At 60.9% G+C, this 16,605-nt stretch carries 17 protein-coding genes; 5 read left to right on the forward strand and 12 right to left on the reverse strand.

The window, feature by feature from the left end; all coding sequences use genetic code 11:
* Positions 1 to 37: 37 nt before the first annotated feature.
* On the reverse strand, positions 38 to 1,039 hold the full coding sequence (locus tag RAC79_RS07930) for a DUF2125 domain-containing protein (RefSeq protein WP_142844784.1): 1,002 nt from the start codon (positions 1,037 to 1,039) through the stop codon (positions 38 to 40).
* Positions 1,040 to 1,088: 49 nt separating this feature from the next.
* On the opposite strand from RAC79_RS07930, the gene RAC79_RS07935 reads away from it, so the two are divergent.
* A complete protein-coding gene (locus tag RAC79_RS07935; protein ID WP_065657279.1) occupies positions 1,089 to 1,640 on the forward strand; it encodes a gamma-glutamylcyclotransferase in 552 nt (183 codons plus the stop codon).
* Here RAC79_RS07935 and RAC79_RS07940 read toward each other — a convergent pair.
* The 4 genes from RAC79_RS07940 to ftsE form a co-directional block, all read right to left on the reverse strand.
* Positions 1,613 to 2,410 carry a 1-acyl-sn-glycerol-3-phosphate acyltransferase gene (locus RAC79_RS07940; RefSeq protein ID WP_065657055.1) on the reverse strand — a complete coding sequence of 266 codons (798 nt, stop codon included), beginning with the start codon at positions 2,408 to 2,410 and terminating at the stop codon, positions 1,613 to 1,615. The genes RAC79_RS07935 and RAC79_RS07940 overlap by 28 nt on opposite strands.
* Before the next feature lie 115 nt (positions 2,411 to 2,525).
* Positions 2,526 to 3,242, reverse strand: coding sequence for a YdcF family protein (locus RAC79_RS07945; RefSeq protein WP_161987828.1), 717 nt, complete (start codon positions 3,240 to 3,242; stop codon positions 2,526 to 2,528).
* Positions 3,243 to 3,370: 128 nt separating this feature from the next.
* Positions 3,371 to 4,378: an ABC transporter permease gene (locus RAC79_RS07950; protein ID WP_174039994.1), complete on the reverse strand. Its 1,008-nt coding sequence runs from the start codon at positions 4,376 to 4,378 to the stop codon at positions 3,371 to 3,373.
* Positions 4,371 to 5,030 (reverse strand): cell division ATP-binding protein FtsE, encoded by a 660-nt coding sequence (gene ftsE, locus RAC79_RS07955; RefSeq protein WP_003497447.1) that lies wholly within the window; start codon positions 5,028 to 5,030, stop codon positions 4,371 to 4,373. Before ftsE ends, RAC79_RS07950 begins: the two co-directional genes overlap by 8 nt.
* 200 nt (positions 5,031 to 5,230) lie before the next feature.
* Here ftsE and RAC79_RS07960 point away from each other — a divergent pair, with 200 nt between their 5' ends.
* From RAC79_RS07960 to RAC79_RS07970, 3 genes are all read left to right on the forward strand, one after another.
* Positions 5,231 to 5,902 carry a hypothetical protein gene (locus tag RAC79_RS07960; protein ID WP_174039993.1) on the forward strand — a complete coding sequence of 224 codons (672 nt, stop codon included), beginning with the start codon at positions 5,231 to 5,233 and terminating at the stop codon, positions 5,900 to 5,902.
* 70 nt (positions 5,903 to 5,972) lie between these two features.
* On the forward strand, positions 5,973 to 6,515 hold the full coding sequence (gene hpt / locus RAC79_RS07965; protein ID WP_004445644.1) for a hypoxanthine phosphoribosyltransferase: 543 nt from the start codon (positions 5,973 to 5,975) through the stop codon (positions 6,513 to 6,515).
* 141 nt (positions 6,516 to 6,656) lie between these two features.
* On the forward strand, positions 6,657 to 7,016 hold the full coding sequence (locus tag RAC79_RS07970; protein WP_046799828.1) for a response regulator: 360 nt from the start codon (positions 6,657 to 6,659) through the stop codon (positions 7,014 to 7,016).
* Positions 7,017 to 7,273: 257 nt separating this feature from the next.
* Here the strand turns inward: RAC79_RS07970 and RAC79_RS07975 are convergent, their stop codons facing one another.
* The 4 genes from RAC79_RS07975 to argH form a co-directional block, all read right to left on the reverse strand.
* Entirely contained in the window at positions 7,274 to 9,973 is a 2,700-nt protein-coding gene (locus tag RAC79_RS07975) for a TIGR02302 family protein (RefSeq protein ID WP_174039992.1), read from the reverse strand.
* A 178-nt stretch (positions 9,974 to 10,151) separates the two neighbouring features.
* Positions 10,152 to 11,420, reverse strand: coding sequence for a diaminopimelate decarboxylase (gene lysA / locus RAC79_RS07980; protein WP_174039991.1), 1,269 nt, complete (start codon positions 11,418 to 11,420; stop codon positions 10,152 to 10,154).
* Between the two features lie 13 nt (positions 11,421 to 11,433).
* The gene (locus RAC79_RS07985) at positions 11,434 to 11,637 is read right to left on the reverse strand and encodes a lipoprotein (RefSeq protein ID WP_003497438.1); all 204 of its coding nucleotides are present in this window, start codon (positions 11,635 to 11,637) and stop codon (positions 11,434 to 11,436) included.
* A 94-nt stretch (positions 11,638 to 11,731) separates the two neighbouring features.
* Positions 11,732 to 13,132: an argininosuccinate lyase gene (gene argH, locus RAC79_RS07990; protein WP_035262163.1), complete on the reverse strand. Its 1,401-nt coding sequence runs from the start codon at positions 13,130 to 13,132 to the stop codon at positions 11,732 to 11,734.
* A gap of 24 nt (positions 13,133 to 13,156) precedes the next feature.
* Between argH and RAC79_RS07995 the strand changes: the two genes are divergently transcribed.
* Positions 13,157 to 13,825, forward strand: a complete 669-nt coding sequence (locus tag RAC79_RS07995) for a TlpA disulfide reductase family protein (protein ID WP_065657062.1) — start codon at positions 13,157 to 13,159, stop codon at positions 13,823 to 13,825.
* Positions 13,826 to 13,873: 48 nt separating this feature from the next.
* On the opposite strand, the gene RAC79_RS08000 is transcribed toward RAC79_RS07995, so the two are convergent.
* The 3 genes from RAC79_RS08000 to RAC79_RS08010 form a co-directional block, all read right to left on the reverse strand.
* Complete coding sequence (locus RAC79_RS08000) at positions 13,874 to 14,755, reverse strand: 3-hydroxybutyryl-CoA dehydrogenase (protein ID WP_003523331.1); 882 nt, start codon at positions 14,753 to 14,755, stop codon at positions 13,874 to 13,876.
* Between the two features lie 116 nt (positions 14,756 to 14,871).
* Positions 14,872 to 15,801: an electron transfer flavoprotein subunit alpha/FixB family protein gene (locus tag RAC79_RS08005; RefSeq protein WP_078053341.1), complete on the reverse strand. Its 930-nt coding sequence runs from the start codon at positions 15,799 to 15,801 to the stop codon at positions 14,872 to 14,874.
* Between the two features lie 25 nt (positions 15,802 to 15,826).
* The gene (locus RAC79_RS08010; protein WP_065657064.1) at positions 15,827 to 16,573 is read right to left on the reverse strand and encodes an electron transfer flavoprotein subunit beta/FixA family protein; all 747 of its coding nucleotides are present in this window, start codon (positions 16,571 to 16,573) and stop codon (positions 15,827 to 15,829) included.
* Positions 16,574 to 16,605 lie beyond the last annotated feature (32 nt).

Here is a 16,605-nt window from a genome sequence, read left to right on the forward strand (position 1 = left end):
ACAAGCCCGAGGATGACGTCGAATATGGGGCTAAACGTCAAATCGGCGGGATTCTCCCAAGCGGAATAAAGCCGCTGACCGTGGCGCGGCCACGATCCACAACGAGATCGACGGATGCCCGGTCGCCGCCGCCGGCGAGCGCGCCGAGCAGTTTGCGGGCCGTATCGATGGTGGACTGCAGCTGCGGGAAGACCTGCTTGGCATTGTCCGACCATGCGCCGAGCTTTTCGATTTCCAGCTTGAACTGGCCGGAGAGATAGCCCTCATTGTCGAAGGAGAAGGGGCCGCTGATGCGCATGGTGCGGCCCTCGCCAATATCGGCCACCAGCCGGCGAAGCTCGCCGCTCGCGCCATACAGGCCCGAACTGTCGCTGCCATCCACCATGCCCGCCTTGCCGGCAAGGGTGACATCGGCGATGGCGTCGAGGCGCGGCAAAAGCTGCGGCCAGTCCTTGATGACGGTTGCGGAGTCGGTGAGCGTGATGGCCCCGTCGAGATCCGCGCCGTTCTGGCGCAGATGCATTTCCGTTTTGACTGCATCGAAATCGATGGTCTGGCCGGTGACGGAAGAAATCGCCTGTGCCTTCAGCCCGTCGATGACGAGCGAGCTGCGGTCGATGCCCTTCAGCTTGGTGACGATGCTGGACTGCATGTTCTGCCAGGCGGCCGAAATTGTCAGGCCATGGGCGGAACGGATTTCCGCGGGCGAATCGAGTTCCCAGACGATGTGCCCGGGATTATAAACCTGCGCTGCCGAGCGAAGTTCGCCGAAGGAAGCGGAAACGCCGTTCTCCTTGTCATCCACCGTCACTTTGGAGCAGAAGAGGCCGATGCGGAAGGGATAACCCTTGAAGGCGATATCGCCGCATTCGCCGCTGACGCTGCGCGCCTGCGAGGGGGCAATGACGTTCAGAACCGTCTGCTTCAGCCTGTCGGCGGCGTAAAACCACCCGGCGGTATAAAGTCCGATGACCACGAGGATGGCGATGGCGAGCCAGAGGATTTTTTTGGCGGTGCCGGATTGGCTTGACGCTGCCATATTGATCTCCGATGAACAGACTTCAGACAATTTCGATTTGGCTTGGGATATGGACGATTTTTGGGTCTTTGGCTACGGTTCGTTGATGTGGAACCCCGGCTTCGCCTTTGAAGAGCGGCAGCAGGCGCGGCTGCACGGGTATCGGCGCTCGCTTTGTATCAGTTCCAACTTTTATAGAGGCACCGAAGAAAAGCCCGGTCTCGTTCTCGGCCTGGAGCGCGGCGGCTCCTGCCTTGGCGTCGCTTTCCGCGTGCGCGGGCAGGACCGCGACCCCGTCATGATCTATCTGCGCGAGCGCGAACTGGTGACGAATGTCTATAAGGAGCGGCTGGTTTCCATCGCGCTTTCCGATGGCAGGCGCAGCAGCGCCGTAACCTATGTGGCCGATCCCGCGCATGAGCAATATATCGGCGGTCTCGGCGTTGCCGAATCGGCGACCATCGTTGCAGCCGCATCGGGCCGGTCCGGGCCGAATACGGATTATGTCTTCAACACCGTGCAGCATCTGCAGGAGATGGGCATTCGCGATTCCCTGCTGGAGAGCATCGCCAAAAATGTCGGCGCGCTCGCCGCTCAGCCGGCGGCGGTTTCCTTGCCCTGAAGTTCGGCGATCCGCTTCACGGCGGTCGGCGGCAGCGGCAAATGCGGGTTGTTGCGCACGGTTTCCAGCAGCAACTCGTCGCTCGCTTTTTCCGTTACATCGATCAGGCGCTTGAAAAACACGTCGGGGTCCAGCCCCGGCTCGATGGCCGGCAGGATACGCACCTTGAAATGGCCGGGATAGCGCATGGTGGACCGGCGCGGCCAGAACAGGCCGGGATGCATGGCGACGGGAATGACCGGAACCTGCAGATCGCGGTAAAGCCTTGCGATGCCGTAACGATATTCGGGTTCGGCGCCCGGTGGGCGGCGTGTGCCTTCGGGATAGATGATGAGTTCGCGACCGGCGGCCATTTCCTCTTTTGCCCGCTCCATCACCTTCAGCATCACCTTCCCGCGTGCGGCGCGGTTAACCGGGATCATGCGTTGTTTCATGGCGTACCAGCCGAACAGCGGAATCCACAAAAGCTCGCGCTTCAGAATATAGACCGGATCGGGAAGATTGGGCAGCAGCGCATAGGTGTCCCAGAAGGACTGGTGTTTGGGTGCGAAGATGCAGCCGGTTTCGGGAATGTTTTCCAGCCCTTCGACTTCGAAGGTGGTGCCGACGATGGTCTTCATCAGCCAGTGGTTGGATCGCGCCCAGTTCTTGGGAATTTCATAGGCGATCTTGCGCGGCAGAATGAAATAGATCGGCGTCAGCACGATCATGCGAACAATCAGGTTGAGATAAAACAGCGTATTGAAAAGAAAAGAGCGCAGCTTGAGCATCAACAGCCTTCCCGGAGCGCAGCCGTTCCGAAGCCCTGGACAGGTCTCGATGCCGGATGCCGATGCCAGACGCCTACACGAAAACAAGGGGCCGCAGCAAGCGCGTTCTCGCCGGTCAGGACGAAGCGGTTGTCGTCTTTATCCGGGAATGATCGGCGGCGGCCTTGCGCAGACCGTCACCCTTGCCGAAGCCGGTGAGGTCGCGTCCCGCTGCCGCCACGAACTTCAGATATTCGTAAAGCATGGTTCTCACCACATCCGGCTCCACGAACCAGTTGGTGCGGGCAAGATCGGCGCTGATGACGGGATAGGCGATGAATTGCGTCTGCGGGCTGGCACTGCGCAATTCATGCAGGCTGCGATGCATATGATAATTATTGGTGACGACGACGATGGAGGAATAATTGTGGTCGCGTATCCAGCTTGCCGCCTCACTGGCGTTGCCGATCGTGTCTATCGCCTTGTAGCCCATATCCACGCAGCAGGAAAACATGTCTGATGACCCTTGCGTCATCTTGCGGATCTGCGAGCGGGTGGTGGCCGGGTTGACGCCGGAAATCAGAAGCCGCTTGCCCACGCCGTCTCTCAGCAGGCCGACCGCCTGTTCGATACGCTGATAACCGCCGGTAAGCACGATGATGGCATCGCCTCTTGCCCCCTCCGGCGGACGCATGGAGGCGACGGAATCGGCAAACCACAGGAAACCGCCGGAAAATGCGCCGAGCACAATGACGCAAAGCAGGATGAGGCCGCGAATAAAACGGCGCAGAGGACCGCGCCGCGACAACAGGCCCTTTCTGGCCGGTCGCGCTGTCGCCTGATCCTGGTCCATCCGACTCACAAACATTCCTCCTGAATACTCGCCGATTAAGGCAAGGAACAGGCATTTTTGTCCACCGTCTGCAGGTTACATCCGGCTTGTGACGCTTTCAGTTCTACCGCAGGATTCCGGGGGTGTTCTCACGATGCAAGGCCGTCGCTTTTCGATGGATCCGAGCGGACGCGGTCGATATCGTCGATGGTGCGGATGACGGTCACGCGCGCCGTGATTGTGGTCAAAAGCGCGATGATGATCATCGTCATGGCAATGCCGAAATAGCCGCCGAGACCGACCGAAAACGAGCCGAAAAGCGCGCTCGCCTGATCGCTCTGCGGCGTGGCGACCGTGCTCGATTGCCAGAAACCGGCGACAAGGAAAACCGCCGCGGCCAGTGCGCTGCCCGCCGCCGCCCCCTTGAGACTGATCTTCAGGAAATGTTTCTGGAATTCGCGCGCTACAAAACTGCTTTCCGCGCCAACGAAGTGCAGCACCTCGACGATATGCCGGTTGCCGGAAAGCGCGCCGCGCGTCGCAAACACCACGGTCAGCACCATGGCGGTGAAGACGAGGATAAGAACGCCGACCCCGATCATAACGGTGGTTCTGGCCATGGAGACCAGCCTGTCGACCCACGTGCGGTGGTCGTCCAGAAACGCCTGCGGAATCTCCGCCTTCAGCATATCGCGCATCGCCTGGAAATCGGGCGGATTGTTTTCGTCGATGGTGATGACGACGAGACGCGGCACCGGCAATTCGGAAAGATCGAGACCGCTGCCGAGCCACGGCTCCAAAAGGCGCGATGTCGCCGCATCATCGAGGACGGTGCCATCCCGCGTGCCGACGAAGGTGAGCGCCAGGTTGCGCGCCTTATTCAGCGCCGCATTCATATCCAGCCCGTCCTCGGGCTTGATCTGGATGGTGATCTCACGGGAAATCTGGCTCTGCCAGGTGGCGGCTGTGGCGCGCACCATGGAGACGGCGCCCAGCGTCAGGCAGGCGAGAAAGGCCATGATGGCGATGACCACCATCAGCGCATTGCCCTGAATATTGGAGGGCGGCAGGATGGGCGCCATCGGGCGGATGCGCATGGGCGGGCGCTTCGGCTGCGCCGCTTCCGGCTTCAATTGTTTGCGGTTGATCTCATTCATAGATGTCGAGCCGCCCTTCGGTCAGGATCATCCGGCGCGCATCGATCTGGTCCATCAGGCCGAAATCATGGGTGGCGATGACGACGGCCGTGCCCAGCCGGTTGAGTTCCAGGAAAAGGTTGAGAAGGCGCTTGGCCATCGGCGGATCGACGTTGCCGGTCGGCTCGTCGGCCAGCAGGATTTCGGGCTGGTCCATCAAGGCGCGGGCAATGGCGGCGCGCTGCTTTTCCCCGCCGGAAAGAATGGCCGGCAACACATTGATGCGCTCGCCGAGCCCGACCCATTTCAGCAGCTCGATCACATCGTTGCGATAGGCGCTCTCTTCCTTGCCGCGCACACGCAGCGGCAGGGCGACGTTCTCATAGGTCGTCAGATGATCGAGCAGCCGGAAATCCTGAAATACGATGCCGACGCGGCGGCGCAGCATCGGCAACTCGCTGCGCGGAATGCGCGACACATCGCGGTTGAACATGCGGATATTGCCGCGTGTCGGCTGCAGCGACATTAAAAGCAGGCGGAGCAGCGTCGTCTTGCCGGCGCCCGACGGGCCGGTCAGAAACTGGAACGAACCCTTGGGGATATCGAAGGTCATGTCCCTCAGGATCTCGGGTCCCATGCCGTAACGCAACCCGACATTTTCGAAATGGATCAACGGACTTCCAGTCTCTTCGTTTCGTGGTGTTTCGCAAGCCGAAAGCGCAGAGGCCCGGGCGGCGCGGTTTAACCCGGTTCCGGTGGCCTGTGCGAGCCGTTTTTGCGAAGCATTAACCAATTAAATTTAAAACTTGGCAGGATTCGTTGCAATGCCCAGTTTTGCGGGCCGGAAAACCTCACCCAGGGAATTCTATGGCTATGTTCCGTTCATCTCGCCGGCAAGCGGCATTCGATTTCGACCTCCTGATGCCGGAAACGCCGGTGCGCCGCACTTCGCGGGCGGCAAATCCCGACCGCGATGTGGTAGACGCGGAATTTGTCACCATCAAGGAAAACCGTTCGCGGCAACCCGGAAACGACAATCGCGGTGCTGCGCGCCGGCAGGCGGCAAAACCACCCGTCACCATCGGTGTGCTCGGCCTCGCTTTCATCGGCTGGCTGGACCGCAGATTATCCCGTCTTTCGGCGGATGCCTATTCGGCGCTAGTGGCGGGGCTTGCGATTTTCGTCTTCGTCTGCTCGGGCGGTCTCTCTGTGGTCGTGCCGGAGAAGCCGGCTGTTGCCGCTTCGGTGAACCCGCTCGCCATTTCCCATGTCACCGTGACCCCGATGGAGGCGGATGGCATGGATACTCTGCTCATCAACGGCATTGTCGAAAACAATGGCGGCAATCTCGAAGAGGTGCCGGCCCTCCGCGCCGATCTCTTCGCCGCCAAGGGACAGCTGGTGGCCAGCATGGTCATCGAACCGCCGGTGAAGGAGATGCAGCCCGGTTTCAGCCACGGTTTTTCGGCAAAGTTGCGCCATCCCGGTGGAAAAACGCCTGAGATCAAGCTTTCCTTCGTCGAGGCGGGTGCGTCCGAACGCTGACTGTGCTAACCCGTGGTCTTCGTATTTTTACTGAAAGGTAAAATCGGCAAGGCGCAGCACAGGAGTAAGAATGCCCGTCGTCCGTGGAAAAAACATCGAGCCGCTTTATACCGCCGAGCAGATCGCCGAGCGCAATCGCGACATGGCCAAACACATCGCCAGCGGCCCGACCAAGGATTTACTGGTCATTGCCGTGCTCAAGGGATCGTTCATTTTCGCGGCCGATCTTATCCGCGCGCTGCATGACAGCGGCCTTGCCCCTGAAGTCGAGTTCATCACGCTTTCGAGCTATGGCACCGGCACGGTTTCCCAAGGCGTCAGGATCGTCAAGGATATAGACAGCGACGTGAAGGACCGCGATGTCCTCCTGATCGACGATATTCTCGAATCCGGCCGCACGCTGCGTTTCGCCAAGGAACTGCTTTACGAGCGTGGCGCCCGCAATGTCACCATCGCGGTGCTGCTCGACAAGAAGGTCAAGCGCAAGGAAGATCTGGAGGCCGATTATGTCGGTTTCGAATGTCCGGATTATTTCGTCGTGGGTTACGGCATGGATGTCGCTTACGCCTTCCGCGAACTGCCCTTTGTCGGCGTCGTGACCGGCGACGCCTGAGTACTTTGCCGTGCCGGAACGGCACAGCGCGGAGACGCCTCATTAACCATTCACCCAGCGAAGGGCTGGGTGTTTACCTCTTGAAAAGAGGAGCCTGCGATGTTGCTCACGGCTGGAAATGATGCCCAGGAGCAATGAGTAATGGCGAAGATTCTGATTACCGAAGACGAGGATGCATTGCGGGCTTTCGTCGCTCGCGCGCTGCGTCTCGACGGTCACGAGACCCATGAGGCGGCGGATGGCGAGCAGGGGCTGGAAAAGCTTCAGGAAACCAGTTTCGATCTTCTTCTTTCGGATATCCGCATGCCGGTCATGGATGGCATCGAGCTGGCGCACCGCGCCGCCGAACGCTTCCCGGCCATGCGCATCCTGCTGATGACGGGTTATGCCGAGCAGCGCGAACGTGCTGACGATCTGGCGACGAAGATTGTGGACGTGGTTTCCAAACCCTTTGCGCTTCCGGATATTCGCAAGGCTGTGGCGCGCGCGCTGGCGGCCTGAGTGGTAAGGAAGCAGAGATCTAAAGGGCGGCCGTCGGGCCGCCTTTTTTGTTGGTCAGTCCCCTGGCTCAGCGCAGTTCCCTGCCTCCGTCATTCCGGCCTCGAGCCGGAATCCAGCCAGCCCCAGTCCTTGGGCTGAAAGAACTCTTTCCGCCGCGCAGACGCGCGCCGACTGGATGCCGGATCAAGTCCGGCATGACGGAAACTTTAGCTTCTGAAACAGGATGTAACGAGGCACGCCATTAGCTGTGCGAACCCTCACTGTATATCCAGCAACCGCTCCAGATACCGCCGCTCGATTTCACCGGGTGGATTGTTGCCGAGCTTCTCGCGGATCGCCTCTAGGATTTCGCGGGCGCGCTGCACGTCGATTTCGTCCGGCACCTTCACCTGATCGCCGAAATCCGGGCCGGTGGTGCTGCGCGGACGGCCAAGCGGATCACGGCCGTTCTGGCCGCCCTGGCCCGCCATGCCCTCCTGACCCTGTCCGGGTTGTTGGCCCTGCTGGCGCATGGCCTGCATGATCTGGCCCATCATGTCCTGTGCGCCCTGCCGCAGCGCATTCAGCGCATTGCCCTGTCCTTCGACAGCCTGTTCGCCCTGGCCCTTGCCCAGCGCCTCGCCGGCGCCTTGCATTTCCTGCTGCGCCTTGCCGAAGTTTTCGCCCGGTTCCATACCGAGATCGCGCAGCCCCTGCTGCAATTCGCCGAGCTGCTTGCCGAGCGCATCCTGCTGCGCCCGCAGGTTTTTCAGCGCCTCGCGTAGCTGTTCAGCGGTCATCTGGTCGCTCGGCTGTTGTCCGCCCTGCTGACCATTTTGACCCTGTTCGCCTTGCTGACCCTGCTGCGGCTGCTGGCCGTTTTCGCCCATCTGCTGGTCGTTTTCGCCTTCGCCGCCCTGCTGCGGGTCGCCGCGCTGCATGCGGTCGCGCAGCGCCTGATCGAGCTTGAAGGTCTCATCCATCAGCTTCTGCTGCTGTTGCAGGATTTCGCCCAGCTTGTCGATCTGCTGGCGCATCTTGCTGCTCTGCTGCTGCCCCTGCTGGCCCTGACGCTGCGGGCGGCCCGCCTGCAGATTGTTCATCATGCGCTGCAGCTGCGAGAGCATTTCCTGCGCCGCATCTCGATTGCCGGAACGGGAGAGGTTTTCGATCTGGTTCATCATGTTTTCCAGATCGCGCTGGCGCAGCACGTTCTGTGCTTGGCTGTTCATGTTGGCCTGCGGCGCATTCTGTATGCGCTGGGCAAGCTCGCTCATGAACTGCTGCATGGCTTCGCGCAGTTCCTGCATCAGCTTGGCGATTTCCTCGTCGGAGGCATTGCGCTGAAGCGCTTCGGAAAGCGCATTCTGCGCATCGCGCAGGCGCCTTTCGGCCTGTGAAAGATCGCCATCCTCAATGCCGAGCGCAATCTCCCAGAGATAATCCGCCGTGTTCTTCAGCATCTCCTCATTATAGGCGAGCCGCATGCGTGTCTGCGCCGACTGCAACAGGAGATAATGCGTGGTGTTGGGAATGGTCTCTTCCGGGCGCAGACCGACCGCCTCGTTATAGGCAATCGCCTTCGGCATCTGGCGCGTATCGAGCGAGAATATCTGCCGCTGCTCGGCAATGGAGGCTGCCAGCGGTTCGGAGAAATTGCGGCCCGGCAGCACCATTTCATGCGCGGGGCTGCGGCCGGTCTGGCCGGCGCCATCTGTCGCCACCAGCGTGATGCGCACGCGTTTTCCCGCCATGGGATGTTCGGTCAGGTTACGGCTGGTCAGGCCCTTGATCTCGCGATTGTTCTGCCGCGGCAGATCGAGCTTGAATTCCGGCGGCGGGTAAAGCGCGGTCGCACCTTCCGCAACGCCAATCGGCTCGATGATGGCATGGGCTTCCTTCAGCCCATAATCGTCCTTGGCGGTAAAGCCCACTTCCAGCGCGCCATTGACGGCCCGGCGCGGCATGTTGTCGAAGGCGATGCTGGGCGGCTGGTCGGGAATGACGTTGAACACCCATTGTTCGCCATTCGCGGTAATCATGCCGCTTTCGGTAACATCCATGGCGAAAGTGCGCGGCGCGACCGGCTGATCCGCCGAACGAGCCGGCGTTTGAACGGCGATATCGCCGCTTGCGCTATCGGCACGTGCCGCTTCCGGCGCAAGCTTTTGCAGCGCGCCTGCCATTTCAGGCTCGAAGGTCACTTCCTCGCCGCCATCGCCGCCCGTCATGCGGATCGTCAGCTTGGAGGATTGCGGAACCGAAACGGCATCACGGTTGGTTGCGTCACGTCCGGTCAGGAAAATCGGCGCGCGGCCGGTATAGGATGGCGGCGTGACCCAGGCATCGAGACGGATATCCGGATTGAGCGGACCGACAGCCGGCCGGCTGCGGAAGGCATCGGCAATCGTGCCCGCGCCGTTGGAATAGGAGAAACCGAAGGCTGCGGCCAGAAGAAGGGCGGGGATGGCGCGCAGCGCCAGACGGTCATAACGAGCGATATCGGGTTTCGGCAGGCCGGCATTCAGCGCGGCAATGCGCTCCGCCATGCGGATCTGGTGTTCTTTCCACAGCGTTCGGGAAAAAGGCGTATCGAAGGCCGGCTCATCCTCCTGCACGCCAACCGGCTGGTGCGCGAGACCGTTGCGGTCTTCAAGCAGGCGGGATGCATCGTGGTCCGTCGGCCATTTCAGCCGCAGGATTGGCAAAAGCGTGGCGATGAAACTGAAAACCAGCACGAAAACAACGCCGAGCCGCAGGAAATCCGGCATCTGCCGGTAAAGACCGAACCAGGCAAGCGCCAGAAACACGGCGGCGATGGAGAGAGGCCACAGCGTTTTCGGCGCAATTTTCTCCGAAAGCAGCACGATTTTCGCGAAGAAGCGCTTGGCGGCAACCCGGCGGGCAAGGTCCGGCCGCTGCGCGAACGCGCCGGTCGGGCGCTTTCTGCCTGTCCTGTCCTCTCCGGCTGTGGTCATCAATCCGTTCTCCCGGTTCTGGCCACGTCGAACGCCATTCCCGGAACGGCGAGCTGTTTCATGTCACGGAGCAAGGATAACATTCTTTGTGGCGAAGACGAGGGCACCCAAGCCCTCACCCCCATTTTTTAGGCAGCTTCGCTTGATTGTGATCGACCAACCGGTGATGCAGGCGAGATCAATCGAGCCAGGCGGGCACGGAATCGAGCGCGATCAGCTCTTCATAGGTGCCGCGCGGACGGATGACGTGGAACTTGTCATCCTTCACCAGCACTTCCGGCACCAGCAGGCGCGAGTTGTAGGTGCCGGCCTGCACCGCGCCATAAGCACCGGCGGAACTGACGGCGATCAGGTCGCCCGGCTGCGGCGCAGCCATCTCGCGGTCGAGCGCCAGATAGTCGCCGGTCTCGCAAACGGGGCCGACGATATCGGCCTTGATGCGCGGCGTATCTTCTGCCGGCTGCACCACCGGGCGGATGCCGTGATAGGCCTCATACAGCGTCGGGCGGATGAGGTCGTTCATGGCGCCGTCGACGATCACGAAGGTCTTTTCGCCACCGTCCTTCACATAGATCACTTCCGTCACCAGAATGCCGGCATTGCCGACGATCAGGCGGCCCGGTTCGGTCACGATCTTGCAGTTAAGGCTCTTCAGTTCGTTCTTGACGATATGCGCATAGGCATCCGGCAGCGGCGGCGGATTATTGTCATCGCGATAGGGGATACCGAGACCGCCGCCAATATCGACGTGGCTGATCGTGTGGCCGTCAGTGCGCAGCGCCTCGACAAGTTCGCGCAGCAGCCGGAAAGCGTCCTCGAAAGGCTGCAATTCGGTGATCTGGCTGCCGATATGCATGTCGATGCCGGTCACTTCGATGCCGGGCAGGGTGGCGGCATGGGCATAGACCGCGCGGGCGCGCTCATAGGAAATGCCGAACTTGTTTTCTTTCTTGCCGGTGGAAATCTTGGCGTGGGTGCGCGCATCCACATCCGGATTGATACGGAAGGAGACATGCGCCCGCTTGCCCACTTTCACGGCGCGCAGGTTGAGGACTTCCAGTTCCGGCTCGGATTCGATGTTGAAACAGTAGATGCCGGCTTCCAGCGCGTAATCCATTTCCGCAACCGTTTTGCCGACGCCGGAAAACATGATGCGGCTTGCCGGAACGCCGGCTGCGAGCGCGCGTCGCAATTCGCCGCCCGAGACGACGTCGATGCCCGCGCCGAGCTTTGCCAGCGTCTTCAAAACCGCCTGGTTGGAATTGGCCTTCATGGCGTAACAGACCATGGCGTCCACATCCGCAAAGGCGCCGGAAAACACATTGTAATGGCGCTCGAGCGTCGCAGTCGAATAGATGTAGAATGGCGTGCCGACCGCCTTGGCGATCTCGGGCACAGGCACGTTTTCGGCGTGCAGCACGCCGTCGATATAGCCAAAATGGTTCACAGGCTTTTATCCGTCAGAGAAGCTTGTCAAGAATGAACGGCCGTTCCGCCGTCGCCGGCTTTGTCTCCGTTCCGTCGGCATTGCGCTTGTTGCGCATTTCGACCGGCGTGCTCGGCGGGTCGATGTCGCCCTTACGCCCGCAGGCGCTGAGAACAAGGCTGACGGCGAGCGTCATGCCGATGGGAACGATGAGTTTGCGCGCGGTTTTTGAAAGCATGGGCCTGTCCAAAGGAAATATGTGCCTCTCTGATAACGAAAAACAGGGCGCTTGTGCACCCTGTTTCTTGTGATCGCAGCGTAACGCGATTTTATCAGTTGCGTCCGCGCCACCAGGCGATCTGCTTCTTCACTTCCGAAGGCGCCGTGCCGCCGAAGCTCGTGCGGCTGGCAACCGATGCCTCGACGGACAGAACGTCGAAAACGCCCTTGGTGATGCCGGGGTGGATGGCTTGCAATTCCTCCAGCGAAAGATCGGCGAGGTCGCAGCCCTTCTTCTCCGCCAGCGCCACGGCATTGCCGGTCACGTGGTGGGCATCGCGGAAGGGCAGGCCCGCTTCGCGCACCAGCCAGTCGGCAAGATCGGTGGCCGTGGAATAACCTGAACCGGCGGCGGCGCGCATGCGGTCCTTGCGCACCTCGAGGTCGCGGATCATGCCCGTCATGGCGGCAATCGCCAGTTCCAGGCTTTCGGCGGCATCGAAAACCTGTTCCTTGTCTTCCTGCATGTCCTTGGAATAGGCGAGCGGCAGGCCCTTCATGACCGTCAGGAGGGCGATCAGCGAGCCGTTGATGCGGCCGGTCTTGGCGCGAACCAGCTCAGCGGCATCAGGGTTCTTCTTCTGCGGCATGATCGAGGAGCCGGTGGAGAAGGCATCCGACAGGCGGATGAAGCCGAATTGAGGCGTCGACCAGATGACGATTTCTTCGGCGAGACGCGACAGGTGCGTCGCGCAGATGGAGGCGATAGACAGGAATTCCAGCGCGAAATCGCGGTCGGAGACGGTGTCGATGGAGTTGCGGGTCGGCTCGCGGAAACCGAGCGCCTTGGCCGTCATGTGGCGGTCGATGGGATAGCCGGTGCCGGCAAGGGCGGCCGCGCCGATCGGGCTTTCGTCCATATGCTCGATGGCGTGGCGCACGCGGGCGCGGTCACGGCCGAACATTTCCACATAGGCCATGCAATGGTGACCGAAGGTCACGGGCTGGGCGGTCTGCAAATGGGTGAAGCCAGGCATGACCGTATCGGCATTTTCTTCGGCGCGGTCTAGGAAGGCGGCGATGAGGGCGGTCAACATACCCTCGGTCTTCTGCAGTTCTTCCTTGACCCACAGGCGGAAATCGAGCGCCACCTGGTCGTTGCGCGAGCGGGCGGTGTGCAGGCGGCCGGCGGCGGGGCCGATCAGCGTTGCAAGCCGCGCTTCGATGTTCATGTGAATGTCTTCGAGCTTGCGCGAGAATTCGAAGCTGCCGGATTCGATCTCTGACAGGATCGTGTTCAGGCCATCGGTGATCTTGTCTTTATCTTCCGGCGAAATAATGCCTTTAGATGCCAGCATGGCGGCATGCGCCATAGAGCCGCGGATATCCTGGGCGTAAAGCTTCTTGTCGAAGCCGATGGAGGCATTTATCTCTTCCATGATGGCAGACGGCCCGGAAGCGAAACGCCCGCCCCACATCTGGTTGGAGGATTTCTGATCTGTGCCGTCAGCCATGTTCGCAGTGCCCTGGAGTATTCGATGACAGAAAAAAGGCCGTTCAGGCTTCCTTCCGCCAAGTTGGTTGCAATTGCTGCCGTTGCCGGTGTCTTAAGCGGCGCGGGCGCGGTCTGGTTCAGGCATATTGGGTCTGAGAGCCCGGTTCAAGGGGCAGCGGTGACTGACGCCGGTTTATGTGAGGGGGCGGCGAACCGCATCGCCTCGCTGAAGCCGTTTCTGAAGGGGCAGGTGGCGGCCATGTCGGCCACGGACACGCCGCGCGTCATTCCCCTCTCCTTCAAGGGGCCGCAGGCGCAGGATATGACGCTTGCCGATCTCAAGGGTAAGACGGTTCTTCTCAACCTCTGGGCCACATGGTGCGTGCCCTGCCGCGAAGAGATGCCGGCGCTGAACGCACTTGAAAAGGAAAAGGGCGGTAACGCTTTCGAGGTCGTGGCCGTCAACATCGATACCGGCGCGGATGAAAAACCGAAAGCCTTCATGGATGAATACAAGATCGATGCCCTGAAGCACTACCGTGACAGTTCCATGGGCGTCTTCAACGTTCTGAAAAAGGAAGGCCTAGCCTTCGGCCTGCCGGCAACCCTGCTGCTGGACGAAAACGGCTGCCTGCTCGCCGCCATGAACGGCCCGGCGGCATGGGACAGCGAGGATGCCAAGGCGCTGGTATCGGCGGTGAAGGCTAAATAATTTTTAAATTCGTGCGGGAGGGTTTTCCCTCCCTCATCCGGCATTCGGTCAGCGCGTCGGAACCGGAGTTTCGCCGCGATAGTCGTAGAAGCCTCGGCCGGATTTGCGGCCGAGCCAGCCGGCCTCGACATATTTGACCAGCAGCGGGCAGGGGCGATACTTGCTGTCGGAAAGGCCGTCATGCAGCACCTGCATGATCGACAGACAGGTGTCGAGACCGATGAAATCGGCAAGCTGCAGCGGTCCCATCGGGTGGTTTGCGCCGAGGCGCATGGCGGTGTCGATGGCTTCCACCGAGCCGACGCCCTCATAAAGCGTATAGATCGCCTCGTTGATCATCGGCAGCAGGATGCGGTTGACGATGAAGGCCGGGAAATCTTCGGCAACGGTGATCGCCTTTTCCAGCGTCCGCACATAATCCTTTGCCGCATCGAAGGTCTTTTCATTGGTGGCGATGCCGCGCACCAGTTCCACCAGCTTCATGACCGGCACCGGATTCATGAAGTGGATGCCCATGAACTGTTCGGGACGGTCGGTGGCGGAGGCGAGCCGGGTGATGGAGAGCGACGACGTGTTGGTGGCGAGCAGCGCCTCGGGCTTCAGGATCGGGCAGACCTGCGCATAAATCTTGCGCTTGATCTCTTCGTTTTCCGTCGCGGCCTCGATGACGAGGTCCATGGCTGCCAGATCGTTGATGTCGGTCGAGCCGCTGATCAGCGCCAGCGCCTGCTTGCGGGCGTCGTCGGAAAGCTTGCCGTTGGTGACCTGGCGGGCGAGATTGCCGTTGATCGTGGCAAGACCGGCCTCGATGCCTTCCTTGGAAAGATCGTAGATATGGACCTTGTAGCCGGCGATGGCGGAGACATGCGCAATGCCGCATCCCATTTGACCGGCTCCAATGACACCGATGTTCTTAAAGGGGGCGGTCATAGGCTGGTCTCCTCTCAGGGATTTTGTCTGCGTTATTGCCGGCGATGTTACGCATATCGCCGAAAAAGAGAAGGCGGCGCGTTTAAAAAACGCGCCGCCTTCAATTTATGCTTAAATTACAGCGATTTTTCGAGTTCCGGCAGCGCCTCGAACAGGTCTGCGACGAGGCCGTAGTCGGCCACCTGGAAGATCGGCGCTTCCTCGTCCTTGTTGATCGCGACGATGACCTTCGAATCCTTCATGCCGGCCAGATGCTGGATGGCGCCCGAGATGCCGGCGGCGATGTAAAGCTGCGGCGCAACCACCTTGCCGGTCTGGCCCACCTGCCAGTCGTTCGGCGCGTAACCGGCATCGACAGCCGCACGGCTGGCGCCAACGGCAGCACCCAGCTTGTCGGCGACGGGAAGAATGACTTCCTTGAACTTCTCCGACGAACCGAGCGCACGGCCACCCGAGATGATGATCTTGGCCGATGTCAGTTCCGGACGGTCGGACGATGCCAGAGCATCGGAAACGAAGCTGGAAAGGCCGGGGTTTGCGGCCGCACCGATGGTTTCAACTGCTGCCGAACCGCCTTCAGCGGCGGCTGCAAAGGCGGTCGGACGCACGGTGATGACCTTCTTCGCATCGGTCGCCTGCACCGTCTGGATGGCGTTGCCGGCATAGATCGGCCGCTTGAAGGTGTCAGGGCTGACGACCTCGATGATTTCCGAGACCTGCGCCACATCGAGAAGGGCCGCAACGCGCGGCGTCACGTTCTTGGCCGAGGCGGTGGCCGGCGCGATGATGACATCATAGGAAGGCGCGAGCGAGACGATCAGCGCCGCCAGCGGTTCTGCCAGCGCATTGGCATAGGAGGCGTCGTCGGCGAGCAGCACCTTGGATACGCCGGAGAGTTTCGCGGCAGCGTCCGCGGCGCCCTTGGCGCCTGAGCCAGCGACCAGCACGTGGACGTCGCCGCCGATTTGCGTTGCCGCCGTCAGCGTCTTTGCCGTCAGGTCGGAAAGGGTTGCGTTGTCGTGTTCTGCCAGAAGAAGAATGGCCATAAGAATATCTCCCTTTTCCGAAACCTTAGAGGACGCCGTCGGCTTTGAGCTTTTCGACCAGCTCGGCAACCGAGCCGACCTTGATGCCGGCCTTGCGGCCTGCCGGCTCCTCGGTCTTCAGCACCTTCAGGCGCGGTGAAACATCGACGCCGAAATCGGCCGGCGACTTTTTGTCGAGCGGCTTCTTCTTCGCCTTCATGATGTTCGGCAGCGATGCATAACGCGGCTCATTGAGACGAAGATCGGTGGTGACCACGGCGGGAAGCTTCAGCTCCACCGTCTGCAAACCGCCATCGACTTCACGGGTGACTGCGACCTTGCCATCTGCGGGCACGACCTTGGAGGCAAAGGTGCCCTGGCCCCAGCCGAGCAATGCGGCCAGCATCTGGCCGGTCTGGTTCGAATCGTCATCGATTGCCTGCTTGCCGACGATGACGAGGCCGGGCTGTTCGGCTTCCGCCACGCCCTTCAGAAGCTTGGCGACGGCGAGCGGCTCAACCGTTTCATCGGTCTCGATCAGGATGGCGCGGTCGGCGCCCATGGCGAGCGCGGTGCGCAGCGTTTCTTCCGCTTTGGCCGGGCCGATGGAGACGACCACAACCTCTTCGGCCTTGCCGGCTTCCTTCAGGCGCAGCGCCTCTTCCACCGAGATTTCGTCGAACGGGTTCATCGACATCTTCACATTGGCAAGCTCAACGCCAGAACCATCGGCTTTCACGCGGATCTTCACGTTGTAATCGACGACTCGTTTAACGGGGACAAGGATTTTCATCGGCGGCTTTCCTCAAACTCCTGTCCGCTTTG

It is taken from the genome of Agrobacterium sp. LR_9 (assembly GCF_041954855.1).
Lineage (GTDB): Bacteria > Pseudomonadota > Alphaproteobacteria > Rhizobiales > Rhizobiaceae > Agrobacterium > Agrobacterium leguminum.

Bases quoted from the DNA above. Each gene is read 5' to 3' on its own strand.
- RAC79_RS08010 (WP_065657064.1), bottom strand. From the start codon at position 16,573: ATGAAAATCCTTGTCCCCGTTAAACGAGTCGTCGATTACAACGTGAAG.
- argH (WP_035262163.1), bottom strand. From the start codon at position 13,132: ATGGCTGACGGCACAGATCAGAAATCCTCCAACCAGATGTGGGGCGGG.
- RAC79_RS07960 (WP_174039993.1), top strand. From the start codon at position 5,231: ATGTTCCGTTCATCTCGCCGGCAAGCGGCATTCGATTTCGACCTCCTG.
- RAC79_RS08000 (WP_003523331.1), bottom strand. From the start codon at position 14,755: ATGACCGCCCCCTTTAAGAACATCGGTGTCATTGGAGCCGGTCAAATG.
- RAC79_RS08005 (WP_078053341.1), bottom strand. From the start codon at position 15,801: ATGGCCATTCTTCTTCTGGCAGAACACGACAACGCAACCCTTTCCGAC.
- RAC79_RS07985 (WP_003497438.1), bottom strand. From the start codon at position 11,637: ATGCTTTCAAAAACCGCGCGCAAACTCATCGTTCCCATCGGCATGACG.
- RAC79_RS07930 (WP_142844784.1), bottom strand. From the start codon at position 1,039: ATGGCAGCGTCAAGCCAATCCGGCACCGCCAAAAAAATCCTCTGGCTC.
- RAC79_RS07935 (WP_065657279.1), top strand. From the start codon at position 1,089: ATGGACGATTTTTGGGTCTTTGGCTACGGTTCGTTGATGTGGAACCCC.
- RAC79_RS07950 (WP_174039994.1), bottom strand. From the start codon at position 4,378: ATGAATGAGATCAACCGCAAACAATTGAAGCCGGAAGCGGCGCAGCCG.
- RAC79_RS07970 (WP_046799828.1), top strand. From the start codon at position 6,657: ATGGCGAAGATTCTGATTACCGAAGACGAGGATGCATTGCGGGCTTTC.
- RAC79_RS07940 (WP_065657055.1), bottom strand. From the start codon at position 2,410: ATGCTCAAGCTGCGCTCTTTTCTTTTCAATACGCTGTTTTATCTCAAC.
- RAC79_RS07945 (WP_161987828.1), bottom strand. From the start codon at position 3,242: ATGGACCAGGATCAGGCGACAGCGCGACCGGCCAGAAAGGGCCTGTTG.
- hpt (WP_004445644.1), top strand. From the start codon at position 5,973: ATGCCCGTCGTCCGTGGAAAAAACATCGAGCCGCTTTATACCGCCGAG.
- RAC79_RS07995 (WP_065657062.1), top strand. From the start codon at position 13,157: ATGACAGAAAAAAGGCCGTTCAGGCTTCCTTCCGCCAAGTTGGTTGCA.
- RAC79_RS07975 (WP_174039992.1), bottom strand. From the start codon at position 9,973: ATGACCACAGCCGGAGAGGACAGGACAGGCAGAAAGCGCCCGACCGGC.